This is a genomic window from Paeniglutamicibacter sp. Y32M11, from assembly GCF_019285735.1.
Lineage (GTDB): Bacteria > Actinomycetota > Actinomycetes > Actinomycetales > Micrococcaceae > Paeniglutamicibacter.
Genome location: NZ_CP079107.1, coordinates 949281 through 968625 on the forward strand (window position 1 = coordinate 949281; position 19345 = coordinate 968625).

Genomic DNA, 19345 nt, shown 5'->3' on the forward strand with positions numbered 1-19345 from the left:
AAGCCAAGGCCAAGCAAGGCCAGCAACCGTGAGGTCCTAGACGCGGGAAAGGCCAGCTGCGCCAGGATTGCCCCGCGCTCGGCGGGGATCACTCTTGGCGTAGCTGGCCTGACCGAAACTCCGAGCTAAAGCTCGGTTCCGGTGGTGTCGCGATAACGCGCGGCACCGGCGGAACTAGGAGAGTTGTGCGGGCTCCTTCGCCGAGGTGAGATCGTCGGTGACTACCGGGCTGTGGCTCTGCTTGAATTCGTCGCTAAACGGATCGCCCTGACGTGGTGCGTTGTAAAGGGCCTCGTCGAGAATCCCTTCGCGCTTGGCCACAATGGTGGGTACCAATGCCTGACCTGCAACGTTCACCGCGGTACGGCCCATGTCCAGGATCGGATCGACGGCCAGGAGCAGTCCAACACCTTCCAGCGGCAGGCCGAGGGTGGACAGCGTCAAGGTCAGCATGACCACCGCTCCGGTGGTTCCGGCGGTAGCCGCCGAACCCAGCACCGAAACCAGGGCGATCAACAGGTAGTCGGTCAAACCCAGGTTGATGCCGAAGAACTGGGCCACGAAGATCGCGGAGATCGCCGGGTAAATGGCGGCGCAGCCATCCATCTTGGTGGTGGCGCCCAGCGGTACGGCGAAGGAGGCGTAGCCGGCCGGTACACCAAGGTTGCGCTCGGTCACGCGCTGGGTCAGCGGCAACGTGCCGATGGAGGAACGGGAGACAAAGGCCAGCTGCACCGCCGGCCAGACACCGGAGAAGTACGCCTTGATGCTCAGGCCATGGGCACGAACCAGCACCGGGTAGAGCACAAAGAGCACCAGAGCCAGACCGATGTAGATCGCCACGGTGAATTTGCCCAGGGCACCGATGGTGTCCCAGCCGTAGGTGGCCACGGCGTTACCGATCAAACCCACGGTGCCCAGCGGGGCCAGACGGATGATCCACCACAGGACCTTCTGGATGACCGCGAGAATGGCGGCGGAGAAGTCCAGGAACGGACGCGCCGCATCGCCGACCTTCAGGGCCGCGACTCCCACGGTGATCGCGATGACCAAAACCTGGAGCACGTTGAAGCTCAGCGCGGTGCTGATGTCACCGGTTTCGGAAACCTTGTTGGTGGCGCCCAAGCCCAAGAAGTTCGAGGGGATCAGTCCGATGAGGAAGGACCACCAGTCACCGGTGCGTCCCTCGTATGCGGGAGGGGCGCTTTGTCCGGTTCCGGCTCCCGGGCGCAGCACGGTGCCCAGCACCATGCCGATGACCACGGAAATGGCCGAGGTGATGGCGAACCACAGGATCGTCTGCCAGGCCAGGCGTGCCGCATTGGTGACCTTGGCCAGGTTCGCGATCGAGGCGACAACAGCGAAGAAGATTAGCGGGATGACCGCGGCCTTGAGCAGTGAGATGTAGCTCGTGCCAAGGGTTTCCAGCGTGATGCCCAGACCGGTTTTGGTGTCCTCGGTGTGGCCGGTGTACTTGGCCAGCAGACCTAGTCCCAGTCCCAGGATCAGGGCGATGATGATTTGCGGGCCGAACGCGGTCGCCCAGCTGGGGATGCGCCGCGTGGGCGTCTTCTCGGTGGTAGTCACCTAAAGAAAGTTAGGCGGCGGTCCATACCAAAGGACAGTCAACATTGAGCAATGTTACGCAGAAGCCGTCAAATCGACGCCAAAGGGCGGTTTCTGTGACGAGTTACATAGCCAAGCCCGGCGGTGTTAAGCTGGGCTTTCCACCACACCGTGAAGTTTAGGCATCAACTAACTTCGCGGCTGGCAGGCAGATGTCGGTGGTACTCGAAATGGGGTAGTGGATGCCGTGGGGAATGAAGCGGGACACTCTGTCCCGGCCGCGGCTTGATGCCTTGCTTGATGATGCCGTCACCTCCTCCATCGTGATCGTTCGAGGCGCCCGCGGATCTGGCAAACGTGTTGCGGTGCGCGACTGGTTATCCCGCCGCGATCCGGACGCCACACTGTGGAGCTGGATTGAATGCGACACCGTGGAGCCTTCGATCCTAGACTCCCTCGAGCCTCTGTACACGGCCTCATCGGATCCCGATTCACACCTGGTGGTGCTCTCGGGGTTTAGCTCCGTACATGAACAGCAGCTTTCGGCCCAGATTCAGGAATTGCTCCGGAAGAATCCGAATCGTCGTGTGGTCCTGGTGAGCTGTGAATATCTTCAACTGGAACGTCAGCGGACGATGCTTCCGATCAGCATTTCCGTCGTTCCACCGCATCAGTTCTGCTTCACCGAGGAAGAAACCGCCAGTTATCTTGCCGGCACGGCCTTGGAGCACTTGGCGCCGCGGCTTTCCAAGGAACTCGCTGGTACCCCGCAGTTGCTGCGCATGGCCAAACTTCGAGCAGAAACCATGCGTGCGCCGGCATCGGCGCCCGGAAGATCCACATCGGCTAAACAAGCTTCCCCCTTACAAGGGGCTTCGGCGACTGTGCGGGAGCTGAGCGGCGAGGAGACAGAATTCTTAGCTGCAGTACATGGGGCGGTTGACCGTGATCTGAAAAGGCAGCTGGAGCAGGAGGTTTTTGCCCCCGGGCAGCTCGAATTCCTGAGTCTGCTCGCGGTGCCCACCACGGTGCCACTGGCGTTGCTGCCCACGCTGGTGCAGCGGCGCGACGGGGATCCAGCGACGTGGCTGGCGGATTTAGAAGCCCGTGGCATGATCTACCGCTCGTCGCGCAACCCGGAGGAGGAATACTGCCTGCACCCGGTGCTGCGCCGTGTCCTGCTCGGTTCCTATCTGGCCAAAGATGCGCCTCGATTGCGCGAGCTACATGAGATATGTGCGCGGTTCGAAATGCTGCACGGATCAGCATTCCGGGCCCTGCGCCATGCCTTGACAGCACCGAATCACCAGCTGGCCTCCGATGTGTTGCGCATGCATGCGGATGAATATGTTGATGGGGAGCTTGGTACCCGTGGCGCGGCGCTCCTTGATGACTTGCCACGCACCGTGTTGGCCCGTTACCCCTTGCTGGCCATCTGCCTGGCTGTCGCCTACAGCGCCACGGGCAAGTTCAAACTCAAGACGGTGGAATTGTTGGCGCTGGCCGCTGCCGGGGCGCGTACGGTGGCCCGCAAGGCACCACCGCCTGACCGGCTAGTGCTGATCATGGTCGAATCCGCTGCCATGCGCCTGAGCGGCGTGGGTGATGCCTCGGTGCGCTGTGCACGCAATGGCATTGCTCTGTATCTGGAGATGACACCGGGTCAACGCGATGCCATCGGCCCCTTTGAGGGTGCTCTCTTGATTCAACTGGCGCTGGGGCTGTATTCCGGTGGTATTGACGAGGAAGCTGCCGTCGCCGCCGAATTGGGAGTTGCCGCCGATGTGCGCCAAAACCGCGCGGGTAATGATCATTTCGCCGCCACGGTTCAGGCGTTTTTTCATGCCCTGAACGGGGATATTCATCGGGCCACGGAGATGTTAGCCGAGGCGGCGCCCGAGCATTGGGCTAGCACGTCGGCGAACCCGTACTTCGCTAGTCCGTTTAGGGCAGCCTCCTTCCTGTGCGCCCTGGAGTCGCAGCGTTTCGAGGATGCCGCCCAGTGGCTGGAGTTATTGCGCATCGATCAGCACAACAATGAATTCTGGCCCGTCATTCGCTGGGCCGAGACCATGCTGGCCGTGGTCAACGGCGAACCCACCGACTCGCTGGTGCGCATGCAGGGTTATTTGGCTCGTGAGCGCGAGCAACCGGTGGCGCAGAAGTCCGGGAAGCAATTGCTCGCCGCTGCCTCGAGCCTGTTAAGTTTGGCGGTGGGTGACCCCACCAACGCCTTAAAGGCCACGACAAAATCGACGGGGGCCTCGGCCCGGCTGCTCCTGCAAGGTAGGGTTCGCCTGGCTCAGGGTGATGCCGCCGAGGTCCTGCGGTTATGCACCGCCGTGGGGATGCCCATGCAGCCGCGGGCACGCTTTGATCAAGCAGTTCTGGTTCTGGCGGCGAGTCTGCAGCAAAACAACCGTTTTGCCATTGGTGGGGCCATGCGCATGGTCGTCGCCCTGAGCAAGGAATATGGCTTGGGTAGTGCACTGAACCTCTTGCCCGCCCCGGACCTAGAGCGAATTCTTTCCGAGGCCAGAACGATGCAAGTCGAGCTGATCATTGATCCCAATACTGTTGCTAATATTCCCGGTGGGTTAGGTAGAACGCAGTTAACCGCGCGGGAGCTTGCGGTCCTGGCTGAGCTGGTGGAGAGCGGGAGTACTGCTGCGATCGCGGAGCGCCAGTTTGTGTCGGTCAATACGGTCAAGAGTCAGCTGCGCAGCATCTATCGCAAGCTCGGAGTCTCGGATCGGACGGCGGCGCTAGACGCGGCGCGGGTGCAGGGCCTGGTGCCCAGCAAAGACATCGAAGGGCTGGATTAGTTCCGCCCGGACGTGGCCGTTTTTTCGGATTAGGCGAGGATTCGGGCGGTCAGTACCGCAGAGCTGGGGATTGGATTTCCACCATGGTGCGACTCGGAATAATCCCCCCCACGCATCGATGCAGCCCCCAAGCATTGCATCCATACCGTCATCCGAACGGTCCGGCGTCTAGCGCCTTCGTACGTGAAGTGGAGTTATCCGCTGAACTGGATCGTGGTCGCTTCAACGTAATTCGTGGTGACAATCCCAACTATTGCACGTAATTCGTTGTGATATTCGGGGGATTAGGTGGATTCACCCTCGCGTTCACCCTCTGTGCGGGGCATCAGGAAAGCGTCCACCGTTCAGTATTCAAGCTGGTGGAGAAATGCGTCAGCATCGGGCGAATGTTGCACGCCGAGCGGGGCTCCGTGGTGACGTGTGCACCGAGCGCCGGGTCCCAAAATGGTTCGGGACCCAGCGCCAGCTAACGATGCGCGATTAGCCCAGCAATGCCCGCTTCAGGGTGTCAAGTCCCACCGAACCGACGCCCAGCGCCTGGGTGTGGAACGCCTTGAGATCAAACTCGGAACCCGCGCTCGCAGCACGTTCATCGCGGATCTGCTCCCAGAGTCGCTGCCCAACCTTGTAGGCGGGGGCCTGACCCGGCCAACCCAGGTAGCGCGTGAATTCAAACTCCAACTGCCCGGCGGAGATGTCCAGATTTTTCGCCAGGAAGTCGAAGCCGCTTTCGCTATCCCAGGTCCCTGAACCCCAAGCTGCGGGGATTTCCAATTCGAGGTGAACGCCGATGTCGAAGACCACCCGCGCGGCACGCATGCGCTGGGCATCAAGCATGCCCAGGTAGTCACCCGGGTCTGAGAGGAAGCCCAAATCCCGCATCAGGCGTTCGGCATACAGTGCCCAGCCTTCGCCGTGACCCGAAACCCAGCAGGCGTTCCGGCGCCAGTCATTAAGCGTATTGCGGGCCATGACGGCGGTGGCTACCTGCAGGTGATGGCCCGGAACACCCTCGTGATAAACGGTGGTGAGCTCGGCCCAGGTGGTGAACTGATCCTCGCCCTCGGGAACCGACCACCACATGCGTCCGGGACGGCTAAAGTCCTCCGACGGGCCGGTGTAGTAAATGCCGCCCTCCTGAGTCGGGGCGATCATGCACTGGATCTTGTCCATGGGAGCCGGGATGTCGAAGTGCGTGCCGGCCAGTGCGGCCAGTGCCTCATCGGACTTCTGTTGCATCCAGCGCTGCAGTGCATCGGTGCCTGCCAGCTGGCGGGCGGGATCCTGGTTCAGGATGATTTTGGCTTCTTCGATGCTGGCGCCGGATGAAATTTGTTCGGCGACGCGTTGCTGCTCCTTGATGATGGAGTCAAGTTCTTCCACGCCCCACGCGTAGGTCTCCTCCAGATCGACGGCTGCACCCAGGAAGCGACGGGACATCAGTGCGTAGTATTCGCGTCCCACGGCATCCTTGGTGGGGGAGGCGGGGAGCAGCTCATCTTCCAATACCGAGGCCAACAGTCGGTAGGCGGCGTTGCAGGCTTCCGCGCCGGAGGCTAAGCGCTCGGTGAGCTCGGGGGCCACCGCGGCACCCGAGGTGGCCAGCGTTTCAAAGAACCCGCCGGATTTGGCGTAGTCACGTGCTTGGGTGATCACGATCTTCACCTGGCGGGCGGCCGAGTACTGACCCTTGGCTGCCGAATCGCGCAGCGCGGCGATATAACCGGCCATGGCGGCGGGCAGGTTGTGCATCCGCTCGGCGATGAAACCGTAGTCGGTGGCGGTTTCCTGAGGCATCAAATCGAAGATGGCGCGCAGCGACTGGGCGGTGGAGGCGATGTTGTTCAGCTCGGTTCGCTGCGTCGCGGCGATCTCAAGGTCCAAACCCAGACGCTCCTTCATGGCGTCGAGGGTAATTTCGTCCACCGCGTCAACCGGCTCCAACGATGCCAGGGCGGCCAGTGCTTCGCGGGCAGCCTGAGTTTGAGCCTCGATGCCCTCGGGAGAATAGTCGGAGTATTCGGCCTCACGACCCGGCAGGCCTAACTCGGTGGCAAATTCGGGGACGAGCTCAAGCAACGTGGCGAAGTAGGCATTGGCGACGGCGTCGATGGCGCTTGGGGTGCGAGCGGGTGTGGTGTTGGTCATGCCAACAGCCTATGCGTTTCTGAAAGTGTTGTTGAGTATTTTACGGAAGTCTTTTTCCCGGATGGCACTTCTGCCTGTTTCGAGGAGGCGTGGGTTAGCGGTGAGACAGCTAGGGCAGCGTGGGGTAAGCGGATGCACACTTCCGTTTCACGCACACTGCCCATCAACGAGCGCCCCGTGGGGTAAGCGGTCTTAGCTCCGTCCGACCTTCCAAGGCAACGAATGGCCGGAAAGTTCGCGGCGTCGGCGGATGCGTCCACCGCGTGTTTCGGTTTCGGCCGGGGCGGTGTTAATGGCGCCATGTCCGGCCAGGGCGGAAAAAACCGCAGTGAGCACGGCGATCTCCTCGGCGGTCGGCTGGCCGGCGGTAATCGAAATGCCCACCGGTGCCTCGGTAGCGGCCGTGGACGTCACAGGAGTACTCACAGCGGCATGTTCCCGTGCTTCTTGGCTGGCAAGGCGGCGTGCTTATCCTTGGTGGCCCGCAGGCCCAGCACAATCTGCCGACGAGTTTCTGCCGGGGCGATGACCGCGTCAACGTAGCCCAGCTCGGCTGCCTGGTACGGATTAAGCAGTTCGGCCTCGTAGCCTTCGATGATGGCCGTGCGTCGTGCCTCCACGTCGCCACCCTCGGCCGCAACTGCGGCAAGGTCGCGGCGGTAAAGAATGTTGACCGCGCCCTGGGCTCCCATGACGCCGATCTGCGCGGTGGGCCAGGCCAGGTTGATGTCGGCGCCCAGCTTCTTGGAGCCCATCACGATGTAGGCTCCGCCGTAGGCCTTGCGGGTGATGACCGTCAGCTTCGGCACGGTGGCCTCGGCGTAGGCGTACAACAGCTTGGCGCCGCGGCGGATGATGCCAGCAAATTCCTGGTCCTTGCCCGGCAGGAAGCCCGGGACATCCACCAGGGTGAGGATCGGAATGTTGAAGGCGTCGCAATTGCGAACAAAGCGTGCTGCCTTTTCGCTGGCATTGATATCTAGCGTGCCGGCAAACTGCATCGGCTGGTTGGCGACGATGCCGATGGTGGAGCCCTCAACGCGGGCGTAGCCAATCATCACATTCGGCGCGTAGAGCGACTGCATTTCTAGGAAGATGCCGTCATCAACGATGTGCTCAATGACCTTGCGCATGTCATAGGGCTGGTTGGCCGAATCCGGAATGAGCGTATCGAGCTCCAGGTCCTCGGCCGTCAGCTCCAGCTCTTCGTCGAACTCCACGCGCGGGGCGTCGGAGATGTTGTTGGAGGGCAAAAACTCCAGCAGTTCCTTGCAGAATTCGATCGCGTCGGATTCATCGGTGGCCAGGTAGGTGGCGGTACCGGTGTTGGCGTTGTGCTGGCGGGCACCGCCGAGGGTTTCCATGTCCACGTCTTCGCCGGTGACGGTCTTGATCACGTCGGGGCCGGTGATGAACATGTGGCTGGTCTTATCCACCATGATCACGTAGTCGGTCAGGGCGGGGGAGTAGGCGGCGCCGCCGGCGCTCGGGCCCATGATCAGCGAGATCTGTGGGACCACTCCCGAGGCATGAACGTTGTTGCGGAAAATATCGGCGAACATCGCCAGCGAGGCGACGCCCTCCTGAATGCGGGCGCCGCCTCCATCGAGGATGCCGACGACGGGGCAGCCGTTGCGCAGCGCAAATTCCTGGACTTTCACGATCTTCTCGCCGTTGACTTGGGAGAGCGAGCCGCCGTACACGGTGAAATCCTGGGCGTAGACGGCGACGGGGCGTGAATCGACGGTGCCGTAGCCCGAGACCAGGCCATCACCCAGGGGGCGCTTTTTCTCCATCCCGAAGGCGGTGCTGCGGTGCACGGCCAGGGCATCAAATTCGATGAAGGAGCCCTCGTCAAGGAGCATATCGATGCGTTCGCGGGCCGTGTGCTTGCCCCGAGCGTGCTGCTTCTCGATGGCCTCGGTGCCCGAGGGTGCCTGGGCGGCCGCCTCGCGGCGACGGAACTCGGCGATCTTGCCGGCCGTGGTCGACAGGTCGATCGAATCCGTGGTGTCGGCGATGCGGCTCTGGGTCATCCCATGGCTCCCTTGAAGTAGATAAATAGTAGGAAAGGCACAACAACAATGCCACCTTGGCCAGTCTAGTGAGGCTCAGGGACGAATTATGTGTAGGAAAGCTACAAAATCATTCCGTGTTGAGGGACGAGTCGTCCATAAAACAAGTTACTCACCAGTAGCTTAAGTGGCGATGGCTCACGTAATGTGGCTCACATGAGTGAATCCAACCGCGCCGTCATTACCGCCAATGCCAAGCCCCTGAAGGGCAAAACCATCCTCATGAGCGGAGGTAGCCGCGGGATCGGCTTGGCCATCGCCTTGCGGGCCGCGGCCGAAGGCGCCAACGTGGCCATCATGGCCAAGACCGCCACCGCGCAGGCGAACCTTGCCGGGACCGTATTCAGCGCCGCCGCGGAGATCACCGCCGCCGGTGGGCAGTCACTGGCCATCGTGGGGGACGTGCGCAACGATCAGGATGTCATTTCCGCCGTCGCCCAAACCGTCGAGCACTTTGGCGGGATCGACGTGGTGGTCAACAACGCCTCGGCCATCGACCTCTCCAGAACCGATGACGTATCGATGAAGCGCTACGACCTGATGATGGACATCAATGTCCGCGGTACCTTCCTGCTCTCCAAAACCGCCCTGCCGCACCTGCGGGCCAGTAACAACGGACATATCCTCACGCTCTCGCCGCCGCTGAATCTTGATCCGCAGTGGGCCGGCAAGCACCTGGCCTACACCATGGCGAAGTACGGGATGTCGATGACTACCCTGGGGCTGGCCGAAGAATTACGCGACACCGGTATCGGTGTGAACTCGCTGTGGCCGGCCACGCTGATTGATACCGCCGCGATCCGCAACATGCCAGGTGGTGACCGGATGGTCAAGGCCGCGCGTTCGGCCACCATCGTTGCCGATGCCGCGCAGCTGATTCTCACGTCCGACGCGCGGCGCTGCAGCGGGAACTTCTTTACCGATGAGCAGGTATTGGCCCAGGCCGGGGTGAAGGACCTCTCCGGGTACAGCATGGGCGCACCGGAAGCGGCCCTGATCCCTGACATCTTCCTCTAAGCACTGCGGCGCGCAGTCCGAGTCGTTAGTGTTTAAGACATGGACATCGAAGAAAACGCCGAGGACCCCTCGCTCACCGCCGTGAACAAGGAGCCCTCGAGCGCCGAAGTGACCGCGCCCACCGATGCTGCCCCCCTGCAGCGAGCGGCGCTGGAACCGGCGCGGCTGCGCCAGATGATGGCGGAAACTCGGATGGGGGAGCTGTGGATCAGCGAGCAGACCGGGTCGACCAACGATGACCTGGCCGCACGCATCAAGGCCGCACTACCGGCGAACTTGAGTGTTGAAACCACCGAACATCAGCGCGCCGGACATGGTCGGCTGGGGCGCGGTTGGGAGAGCCCGGCGCGCAGTTCGCTGGCCAGCAGCATCGTTTTCCGCACCGCACCGAGCTTCGAGCAGAAGGGACTGCCCTGGCTCTCGATGCTGTGCGCCGTGGCCATGGTGCATACGCTGCGCGAAGATGCGGGGTTGGACGCCGGGCTGAAATGGCCCAACGATGTGGTGGCCGAGGGCAAGAAGGTCTGTGGTGTGCTCGCCCAGCTGGTGATGACCGAACAGGGGCCGGTGGTGGTGGTCGGTGCGGGACTTAATGTGAGCACCACCGCGGCGGAGCTGCCGGTTCCCACCGCCGCCAGCCTGGCCACGTTGGGGGCGAAGACCCTTGACCGGACGCTGCTGTTGGGCGGTTACCTGCGCCGCGTGGCCCACCTGTACCGAAGTTTTGAACGGGTCAGCGGCAATGCCAACGTTGCGGTTCGGTATGGCACGAGCGCGCCCGGCGGCTACCCGGAACGGCAACTGACCCTGCGCGAACTGGTCAGTGAGGTGATGGTGAGCCTCGGGCAACAGGTCGACGCCTTCCTGCCCGACGGTACGGTGCTGCGCGGCCGAGCGGTTGAGCTGGATGCCGATGGATCACTGCTGCTGCGCACCATGGACAACGCGGAACACCACGTGTTGGCCGGAGACATTCAGCACCTGCGCCGCAGCGACGGGTCCTACGCGTAGCCACCGGTGCGCCACCAGCATGCAGGCGAGCGCCCCGCCACAGATCAGCCAAAAATCGACCGCTGGTAGCGCTGCTGCCGGCCGAGCCTTCGGTGCCGGCCGAGACAACTGGATCCTGGGCCCGCGGCGGCAATCAGGGGTTCTGGCAAAACGTGGGTGCGGTGGCTTTAGAATTGAAGAAGTAAGGCGCAGCAAGACCGGCACGCACAACCGGTGTGTGAAATGAGGGAGCCGGGACGTGAAGCTGACACTGGAGAAACGCGAACGCGTCATCGTCAAGACAAGGGCGCACCCACGAGTCTTGCGTGGGCCGCTTTTCTTGGTGACCTTGCTGCTGGCCGGATCGGCGTACCTGCTGGGTCTGCTGCTGCGCGATGACCTGGTGGCGTGGGTGGAAGAATCCCGCGCACTTTTCCTGGCCCTGCTGGCCGTGGCCTTCGGCGTTCTGCTGGTGGTCTGGTGCCTGCGGCCACTGATCCGCTGGGCAAATAGTTACATCTACCTGACCACCGAACGCATCGTGACCAAGCATGGCCGCAAGGCCGCCGGGCAACAATCAGTGGGGTTGTACGCAATTCACGATATTGTTGCAGTGGCAAGGTCCAACGCGCCAGCACTGGCTCCGGGTACGCTGCGCGTCGTGCTGGGGGAATACCACGTGAACATCACCCACGTCCCGGCCGTTGCTCGCATGCGCGAACTCTGCATCGGTGCGATCACCGCATTGCCGCGCATGACCGAGTCCGATGGTGTAAACATGGAAGAACGTGTTGATCACCCGCCGGGCAGAATCGCGCACAACGAGCAGCAGGACCCATGAGATTTCCCAGAACAAAGAGGATGGACCGAGCATGAGTGAGGGGTCGACGACGTCGGGGACTCAACCCGCAGCGCCCACCGCCGCCCGCGACGCGGCCCGTGCCCAGCAACAGCGCCTCCCCACCGATCCCTTTGAGGCACCGGGTTCCGAAGCTGAAACACCCAACCCCGGACACGGTGAGTCCACGCCGGAGCCCGATGCCGGCCACGAGACCGAACTTGAGCCGGCGCTCGCCGACCCCATCGCAGATCTGGCCGAGGCCATGAGGCGCCCCGAACAGGTTGACCGCACCACCCCCGGTTCCGCCCGTGACGGGGTTCACGATCTGGAACGACGGCTGCTGGGCGCGGAGCGCACCATGCGCCGACGCGAAATGGCTGCCGGGGCGGGCGTCTCGTTGCTCTCCGCGCGTAAGATCTGGCGTGCCCTGGGCTTCCCCAACCTGGGCGATGAAGAGGTCTTCTTCACCACCGTTGACCAGGACGCCCTGAAGTCCATCCTGAACATGGTCCGCGAGGGCACCCTGACCGAGGAAACAGCGATTTCGCTGACCCGATCGGTGGGCCAGATGACCGACCGCATGGTGGTCTGGCAGGTCGAAGCCCTGGTTGAAGACATGGTGCAGAACCAGAAGATGAGCGACCCCGAGGCCCGCCGCAATCTGGTGAATCTTCTGCCGGACATCATTAACCCGCTCGAAGAACTGTTGGTCTACTCGTGGCGCCGGCAACTCAACGCGGCAGTCCACCGGCTGGTGGTTCGCGCGGAAACCGGCCTTGCAGCATCCGCCGAGGGCCGCGATGGCTCCGAAGACGATGCACCGCTGCCGTTGGCCCGCGCGGTGGGCTTCGCCGATTTGGTCTCCTACACCTCACTCTCGCGCCGGATGAACGAACGCACACTGGCTCAGCTGGTGCAGCGCTTTGAATCCAAGTGCGCGGAAATCATCTCCATCGGTGGTGGCCGACTGGTCAAAACCATCGGTGATGAGGTCCTTTTTGTGGCCGAGACGCCACAGGCCGGCGCCCAGATCTCGCTGGCCATGTCCAAGGAGTTTGCCGCAGATGAGCTGTTGCCCAACACTCGCGTCGCGCTGGTCTGGGGCCGGGTGCTCTCCCGGTTGGGTGATATTTATGGTCCGACGGTGAACCTGGCCGCTCGACTGACCTCACTGGCCGAACCCGGCACGGTGCTCACCGATGAGCTCACCGCCTCCACACTGGCCGGGGACGATCGGTTTGTGCTTGAACCCCAGGAAGTCACTGCGGTGCGCGGCTTTGGCGATGTCACCCCGGTGCGGTTGGCACCGGGTACCGGCTCGGGGCTGGTGCTGGACTAAATGCGTTTCGGATTCGGGCAGGTACACGCAGGCGGGGCAACCGACATCGGTTTGCGTCGCGCCGTCAACGAGGACGCCGTGCTGGTGACCGAAACCGTGTTTGCCGTGGCCGATGGCATGGGTGGGCATGAGGCGGGGGATCTTGCCTCCCGGTTGGGCATCGCCGCCCTGAACGAGCTCGCCGCGGCATTCCCCGGAACCGATGTAGCACCGGGGGACAGTACGCCCACCGAGCAGCAGTCGGCCGTATTGCTTCCCCACGCCCAAGACGTGCTTGATGCCGTCACCCAGGCCGATGACCGAATTCGTGAAGCCATCGGTGCCCGCGGCGGCACCACGCTGTGTGCCCTGGTCCTCGTCGGTCTGGAAGACAATGGCGGCGCGTGGCCCGCAACACACCCGCTGACCAGCCAGCTTCCGGTGATCAAGAGCCACGGCAGCGAGCCCCCCGCTACCACCACGGCGCTGCGCCTCCCGCTGCCGCCACCGGGCACCGCCCGCTACCTGCGGGACGTCCCCGAGGTGGCGCCCGACGAGGTGGCGCCCGACGAGGCCGCCGGGGATGCGCCCGACGCCGCCACGCGGCGTCCGTTGCACGATCCGGAGCCCACCACCGATGTCCTGCCACGCTATCGGGCCGCGTCCGAGAGGTTGCTGGAACAACCGAACCCCATCCCAGCGGCGGTCGACGGAGATCCGGCGGCTGATCAGATGCGCCTGATGCTGCTGAACGTCGGGGACTCGCGTGGCTACCGGCTGCGCGACGGAGTCCTGAGCCAACTGACCCGGGACCATTCGGCCGTCCAGGAGCTCATCGACGCCGGAGTTATCACCGAGGCCGAGGCCATGATCCACCCGCAGCGCAACCTCATCACCCGGGCGCTTGGCGCCGGAGGGAACTCGGTGCCAGACACCCAATTCCATGCTCCGCGTCCCGGGGATCGCTATCTGTTGTGCACCGATGGGCTCACCGGCGAGGTGGAACCGGCGGTCATCGAACAGATCCTGCTGAGCCATCCGGAGCGCTCCAAGGCGTTGAGCGCGCTCATTGACGCGGCACTGGCCAGCGGTGGACGGGATAATATTTCGGTGCTGATCGTGGATGTCGAGGCCCCGAGCTCCTGAGTCATCGGGCACTGTGCGCAACACACCGACAACCACTACGTGCACAAGGCCCCCGCTCGCGGTGCACGTGGGGCAAAATGGAGGAGTGATGCACCCAGAGCCGACCCCGCAGTCAGAGCAGAGCCAGTCCACCACCCTCCCGATCGAGCAGCAGGACGCCACCGCGGCCGCAGCGCTCGACGCGGCGGCGGTTATCCCCGACGAAACCCTGCGCACCGAATACCAGCAGCTGGTTGATCAGGTGCGGATGCATCGCGCCGCCTACTACAACGATGACGCCCCGCTGATTTCCGATGCCGAGTTCGATACGCTCTATTCGCGCCTGGAACTCTTGGAGGCGCGCCACCCCGAGCTCGTCGCCAATGATTCACCGACCCAGGAGGTCGGCGGTGAGGTCTCCGCCGCCTTTGCCCCGGTGGTGCACCTCTCGCGCATGTACTCCCTGGAGGACGTGTTCTCACTGGAAGAGGTCACCGCCTGGGGACAGAAGACCGCGGCCAATGCCGCGCTGCGCGCCGCCGGGCACGAGCTGAAATGGCTCTGCGAGGTCAAGATCGACGGGCTGGCGGTGAACCTGCTCTACCGCGACGGCAAGCTGGTGCGCGCCGCCACCCGCGGGGACGGCACTACCGGGGAGGACGTCACCCACAACGTGCTCACCATCAAGACGATCCCCACGCAGCTGGAAGGGGACAACTGGCCCGAAGAGGTGGAAGTCCGCGGGGAGATCTTCATCCCCTCGGCCGACTTCGCCGCCTACAACGCGGCACTCATCGAGGCCGGCAAGGCACCGCTTGCCAACCCACGCAACGCCGCAGCCGGCTCCATCCGGCAGAAGGACCCCGCGGAGACCGCCAAGCGCCCGTTGCAGATGTTTGTCCATGGCTTCGGGGTGCGCGCGGGCATTTCCGCGGCGACGCAGTCGGAAACCTACGCGCTCATGGCTTCCTGGGGACTTCCGGTCTCACCCTACTCGCGCGTGGTCGACACGCTCGATGAGGTGCTCGGATTCATCGCCGAGAACGGGGAAAACCGCCACAATTTGCTCCACGAGATCGACGGCATCGTGGTGAAAACCGATGCCTTTGAGATCCAGCGCAACCTCGGTTTTACCTCGCGGGTGCCGCGCTGGGCGGTGGCGTACAAGTACCCGCCCGAAGAGGTTAACACCAAGCTCATCGACATTCAGGTGCAGGTGGGGCGCACCGGACGTGTCACCCCCTTTGGCATCATGGCGCCGGTGCTGGTGGCCGGGTCCACCGTGGAGCGCGCGACGCTGCACAATCAGGACGTCGTGAAGGCCAAGGGTGTGCTCATCGGGGACACTGTGATCCTGCGCAAGGCAGGGGACGTGATCCCGGAAATCGTCGGCCCCGTGCTCGCGCTGCGTGATGGCAGCGAACGCGAATTTATCATGCCGACGTTCTGCCCCTCCTGTGGTTCTCCGCTGGCCCCGGCCAAGGAGGGCGACGTGGACATTCGTTGCGCCAACGCCGAATCCTGCCCGGTGCAGCTGACCGAACGCGTGGCCCACCTGGGCGGACGAGGCGCCTTCGACATCGAGGCGCTGGGTTATGAGGCGGCGCAGGCCCTGACCGTGGGCCCGGGTGAGAATCCGGAGGAAAACGGCGGTGTCATCGCGCCGGCCGGTCCCGGTCCGCTGCGCAGCGAGGCCGTTATCTTCGATTTGGCTGCCGGAAACCCGGATTCCACGCTGCGTCAGACGCTGGCCGATGTGCAGGTTTGGCGCGAAATCCGTTCCAAGGGGGAGGGTACCGGGAAGTTCGCACTGGTCCCATACTTCTACTCGAAGGCCACCGCCAAGAAGCCTTCGGGGCCCACCCGGACCACCGAAAAGCTCTTCGAGGAGCTGGAGAAGGCGAAGAATAAGCCGCTGTGGCGGGTGCTGGTCGGATTGTCCATCCGGCATGTGGGTCCGACCGCCTCGCGCTCGCTGGCCACCAAGTACGGCTCGATGGATGCCATCATCACTGCGCTGGAGGCGGAGGGCGCTCGTGAGGCACTGGCCGAGGTTGACGGTGTGGGGGCGATCATCGCCGATGCCCTGATCGAGTGGTTCGCCGTTGATTGGCACCGGCAGATTGTTGCGTCCTGGGCGGCCGCCGGGGTGGCCATGAAGGATGAACGCGATGAATCCATCGTGAAACATCTGGAGGGCATGAGCATCGTGGTCACCGGCACGCTGCCAACCTACAGCCGCGACGCGGCCAAGGAAGCGATCATTATTCGCGGCGGCAAGGCGGCCGGATCTGTCTCCAAAAACACCTCCTATGTGGTGGCGGGGGAGGCCGCGGGATCCAAGCTAGATAAGGCCGTATCGCTCGGCGTGCAGGTGCTTGACGAGGAAGGCTTTGAGCTGCTGCTCAACGGTGGACCCGAGGCCGTGGCGGGACGTCCCAACCCCGAGGTTTAGTCGGACAGGGTAGCCTCAAGGGGTGGGCTTGCCCCACTCCGGCATGACTCCCCGTCGAGAATTCACTGGTGCAGCGTCAACCGTGCGCGGATGCCCGAAATTCATCATTACCCAGTTCTCAGGAGCAATATATGAGCACCACGTCCAAGCACGTGCACTCGGCGCCAGAAACCGCCGGAGCGCCGCGATCATCCGATGCCGCACTGCGCCGCTCACTGCTGGCCGTGGCGCGCGAAGCTGCGGCCGCGGGTGCGGCGGTTTTGGCCGAGCGCGGGCGCGGAAATGTTGTTGCGCAAACCAAGAGCGCGGCCGGGGACTGGGTCACCGACTTTGATCGGCGTGCGGAAATTGCCGTGCGCGAGGTGATCACCGCGGCTCGCCCCAACGACGCGATCACCGGCGAGGAATATGGGAGCACCGTTCCCGCACAGCCCTCCGGCTATCGCTGGTCCATCGATCCGCTGGACGGGACGGCAAACTTTGTCCGCGGGATCGTGTATTACGCCACGTCGGTGGCCGTTTTTGGCCCGCTTGATGGTGCCGCTGAGGCAGGTGCAGGCACTGCGGCAACCGAGCAGACCCCGGGTGAATCGTTGGCTGCCGATGGCGCGGCCATCGATGCGGGGACCCATGCCTGGCTGGCGGGAGCGGTCAACGCGCCGGCGCTGGGCACCGAATACTACGCATCGATGGGCGAGGGAGCCTGGCTGGTGGACTCGAATCAGCTATCCGGTGTGTCCAGCCGCCGCGGGGGCAGGGCCTCCCGTGCGCAGCGTCTGCACGGCGGAGATCCGGAGGCCAGCGGCAAGCTGGTGGCCACGGGCTTTGGCTACGATGCGCAGCGTCGACAGTTCCAGGTTGGCACCCTGTTGGCTTTGATGCCCGACTTCGCCAATATGCGCAGGATCGGATCCGCAGCGCTGGACCTGTGCCTGGTCGCCGACGGGACACTGGATGCATACGCGGAATATGGAACCCAGGAATTTGATTGGGCAGCCGGCGCGCTCATTGCTGCCGAGGCAGGGGTTCCGGTCCTTCGTCCACGGACCGAACCCGGATGGCAGGCCGCGGGCCACCTCGACTTTGACGCACTACCCGCGGAAGAACCCGCCAAAAAGTAATCTCTGCCCGGACCGGGCGAACGCTCCAGCTACCGAGCTTCCTTGCTAGCAGCTGGCCGGCGGGATGCGCCTCACGCTGGGCACGAAAAACCCGCCGCGGGTGTGTAATTTTCACTCGCGACGGGTTTTTTGTCTGTTGCTCTCTGTCAGAAGCAGAGATCAGAGGGTGTACACCCGACGGTGGCCGGGCGCGGGGGCTAGATGCCGAATTGCAGCCCGGCGGCGGCATCGTCGTAATAACGACGATTTTTCAGGTTGCTCGCGGCGGCCTCATCCAAAACCACCACGACGTCCGGGTGCAGCTGAATCACCGAGGCCGGGCAGGCAGCGGAAAGGGCCCCCTCCAGGGCGGTGGCAACGGCATCTGCCTTCTGGCTGCCGGTAGCGATGAGCACCAGGCGCCGGGCCTGCAAGATACTGCCCAAGCCCTGGGTGACGGAGTGGGTGGGGACGGCGTCTAGGCCGTCGAAGAAGCGTGCGTTGTCTGCCCGAGTCTGCGCGGTCAGGCGCTTGATACGCGTGCGGCTGCCCAGCGAGGAGCCCGGCTCGTTGAAACCGATGTGGCCATTGGTGCCGATGCCCAAGATCTGCACATCCACGCCCGCCTCGGTCAGTTGCGCGTCGTACGCCGCGGCCTGGGCGATGATCTGCTCCTCCGAGTCGCCGAATCCGTTGGGAGTGTGCAGATTTTCTTCCTTCACGCCGATCACGTGGCACAGCTCGTTGATCAACGTCTGGCGATAGGACTGTTCGTGGGTGCCCTCGAGCCCGACATATTCGTCCAACGCATACGCGGAGGTGGAACCGAAGTCTGCCTCACCGCGTGCTACCCGTTGGGCCAATTCGCTGTAGAGGCCCAGGGGTGTGGACCCGGTGGCAACACCCAGAACCGGGTTGCCGGTTTTCCGGCTGGCCAGTCCATGCAGTACTGCTTCGGCGGCAAATGTGGCGGCTTCTTCGGCGTTGGCTGCGATCAAAACTTCCATGAGTTTTCCTTAAAACGTGTACAGGGATTCCGGGGAGTGGCGCCAAGGTGGAATTCTCCGCGCACGTACCGAGGGCAGCCCACACGCGCCAACGGAACGGGCAACGGCGCCGCGATATCCATCACAGCGTAGCCGCTTTCGCCCTCCGGACTCCACCAACATTTCGGGCGGATTTCCTAGGTGACGTGGGAACGCAGTTCCGTCGATCTAACGAGCGGCGGTGAACCTGCGGCGCGGGGTGGGCGCTGATGCGTTTGAAGGAGCGGTGCGGCGCGAAGCGCTGGCAAACCTGCCGCCGCCTGTCACACTGAAAGGGTGATGGCCGACCCCACTCCCGGCCCCACCCCTGACCGCGCGCCGCACAAGAATCTGCGCATTCGTCCGGCCGAGGCCAGGGACTACCCACACATTGCACGGATCACCGTTGATGCCTACCTGCAGGCCGGGCACTTTGCTGATCCGGACCATGAATATCTGCGCTTTGTGCAGCGGGTCGCCGAGCGACATACCGCCACCGAGATCCTGGTGGCCGAGCGTGATGGGGTGCTGATCGGGGCGGTGACCTTGGTCCGGGCTGGAAACCCGTATGCCGACATAGCTCTTGCGGGTGAACTGGAAATCCGCATGTTGGTCATCGACCCCGCCGCGCAGCGATCCGGTGCCGGACGGATGCTGCTTGGGGCCGTGATTGACCGTGCCCGTGAGCTGCGCGATGTACATACTGTCTCGCTGACCACCGGTGTTGAATGGTTCGCGGCCCGCAGACTCTACGAGGCCGAAGGTTTCGTGCGCGTGCAAGAACGAGATTGGTACGTTCCGAACACCCAGATCCTGCTGGTGGTATACACCCTTGAGCTGTAGCTCAGTCCTCGATGCAA

The 19345-nt window shown here is 63.5% G+C and carries 14 protein-coding genes; 9 read left to right on the forward strand and 5 right to left on the reverse strand.

All coding sequences use genetic code 11. The features are described from left to right. Positions 1 to 174 precede the first annotated feature (174 nt). Positions 175 to 1587 carry a dicarboxylate/amino acid:cation symporter gene (locus tag KUF55_RS04205; protein WP_255557300.1) on the reverse strand — a complete coding sequence of 471 codons (1413 nt, stop codon included), beginning with the start codon at positions 1585 to 1587 and terminating at the stop codon, positions 175 to 177. A 233-nt stretch (positions 1588 to 1820) separates the two neighbouring features. On the opposite strand from KUF55_RS04205, the gene KUF55_RS04210 reads away from it, so the two are divergent. Then, positions 1821 to 4391, forward strand: a complete 2571-nt coding sequence (locus KUF55_RS04210; protein ID WP_218818087.1) for a LuxR C-terminal-related transcriptional regulator — start codon at positions 1821 to 1823, stop codon at positions 4389 to 4391. A 480-nt stretch (positions 4392 to 4871) separates the two neighbouring features. Here the strand turns inward: KUF55_RS04210 and KUF55_RS04215 are convergent, their stop codons facing one another. The 3 genes from KUF55_RS04215 to KUF55_RS04225 form a co-directional block, all read right to left on the reverse strand. Beyond that, positions 4872 to 6539 carry a DUF885 domain-containing protein gene (locus tag KUF55_RS04215; RefSeq protein ID WP_218818088.1) on the reverse strand — a complete coding sequence of 556 codons (1668 nt, stop codon included), beginning with the start codon at positions 6537 to 6539 and terminating at the stop codon, positions 4872 to 4874. A 192-nt stretch (positions 6540 to 6731) separates the two neighbouring features. Beyond that, a complete protein-coding gene (locus tag KUF55_RS04220; protein WP_218818089.1) occupies positions 6732 to 6965 on the reverse strand; it encodes an acyl-CoA carboxylase epsilon subunit in 234 nt (77 codons plus the stop codon). Beyond that, positions 6962 to 8575 carry an acyl-CoA carboxylase subunit beta gene (locus KUF55_RS04225; RefSeq protein WP_132361850.1) on the reverse strand — a complete coding sequence of 538 codons (1614 nt, stop codon included), beginning with the start codon at positions 8573 to 8575 and terminating at the stop codon, positions 6962 to 6964. The genes KUF55_RS04220 and KUF55_RS04225 overlap by 4 nt, the downstream gene beginning before the upstream one ends. Before the next feature lie 195 nt (positions 8576 to 8770). Here KUF55_RS04225 and KUF55_RS04230 point away from each other — a divergent pair, with 195 nt between their 5' ends. The 7 genes from KUF55_RS04230 (at position 8771) to KUF55_RS04260 (ending at position 17481) form a co-directional block, all read left to right on the forward strand. Next, a complete protein-coding gene (locus KUF55_RS04230) occupies positions 8771 to 9631 on the forward strand; it encodes an NAD(P)-dependent oxidoreductase (protein ID WP_218818090.1) in 861 nt (286 codons plus the stop codon). Positions 9632 to 9670: 39 nt separating this feature from the next. Continuing rightward, on the forward strand, positions 9671 to 10642 hold the full coding sequence (locus KUF55_RS04235; RefSeq protein WP_218818091.1) for a biotin--[acetyl-CoA-carboxylase] ligase: 972 nt from the start codon (positions 9671 to 9673) through the stop codon (positions 10640 to 10642). A 238-nt stretch (positions 10643 to 10880) separates the two neighbouring features. Beyond that, complete coding sequence (locus tag KUF55_RS04240; protein WP_218818092.1) at positions 10881 to 11462, forward strand: hypothetical protein; 582 nt, start codon at positions 10881 to 10883, stop codon at positions 11460 to 11462. 31 nt (positions 11463 to 11493) lie between these two features. Continuing rightward, positions 11494 to 12801: an adenylate/guanylate cyclase domain-containing protein gene (locus KUF55_RS04245; protein ID WP_218818093.1), complete on the forward strand. Its 1308-nt coding sequence runs from the start codon at positions 11494 to 11496 to the stop codon at positions 12799 to 12801. Continuing rightward, positions 12802 to 13926, forward strand: a complete 1125-nt coding sequence (locus KUF55_RS04250; RefSeq protein WP_218818094.1) for a PP2C family serine/threonine-protein phosphatase — start codon at positions 12802 to 12804, stop codon at positions 13924 to 13926. An 88-nt stretch (positions 13927 to 14014) separates the two neighbouring features. Next, positions 14015 to 16360: an NAD-dependent DNA ligase LigA gene (ligA, locus tag KUF55_RS04255; RefSeq protein ID WP_218818095.1), complete on the forward strand. Its 2346-nt coding sequence runs from the start codon at positions 14015 to 14017 to the stop codon at positions 16358 to 16360. 131 nt (positions 16361 to 16491) lie between these two features. Continuing rightward, entirely contained in the window at positions 16492 to 17481 is a 990-nt protein-coding gene (locus tag KUF55_RS04260) for an inositol monophosphatase family protein (RefSeq protein ID WP_218818096.1), read from the forward strand. Positions 17482 to 17678: 197 nt separating this feature from the next. Here KUF55_RS04260 and KUF55_RS04265 read toward each other — a convergent pair whose 3' ends face one another. Next, the gene (locus tag KUF55_RS04265; protein WP_218818097.1) at positions 17679 to 18467 is read right to left on the reverse strand and encodes a glucosamine-6-phosphate deaminase; all 789 of its coding nucleotides are present in this window, start codon (positions 18465 to 18467) and stop codon (positions 17679 to 17681) included. Positions 18468 to 18785: 318 nt separating this feature from the next. On the opposite strand from KUF55_RS04265, the gene KUF55_RS04270 reads away from it, so the two are divergent. Continuing rightward, positions 18786 to 19328 carry a GNAT family N-acetyltransferase gene (locus KUF55_RS04270; RefSeq protein WP_218818098.1) on the forward strand — a complete coding sequence of 181 codons (543 nt, stop codon included), beginning with the start codon at positions 18786 to 18788 and terminating at the stop codon, positions 19326 to 19328. Positions 19329 to 19345: the final 17 nt, after the last annotated feature.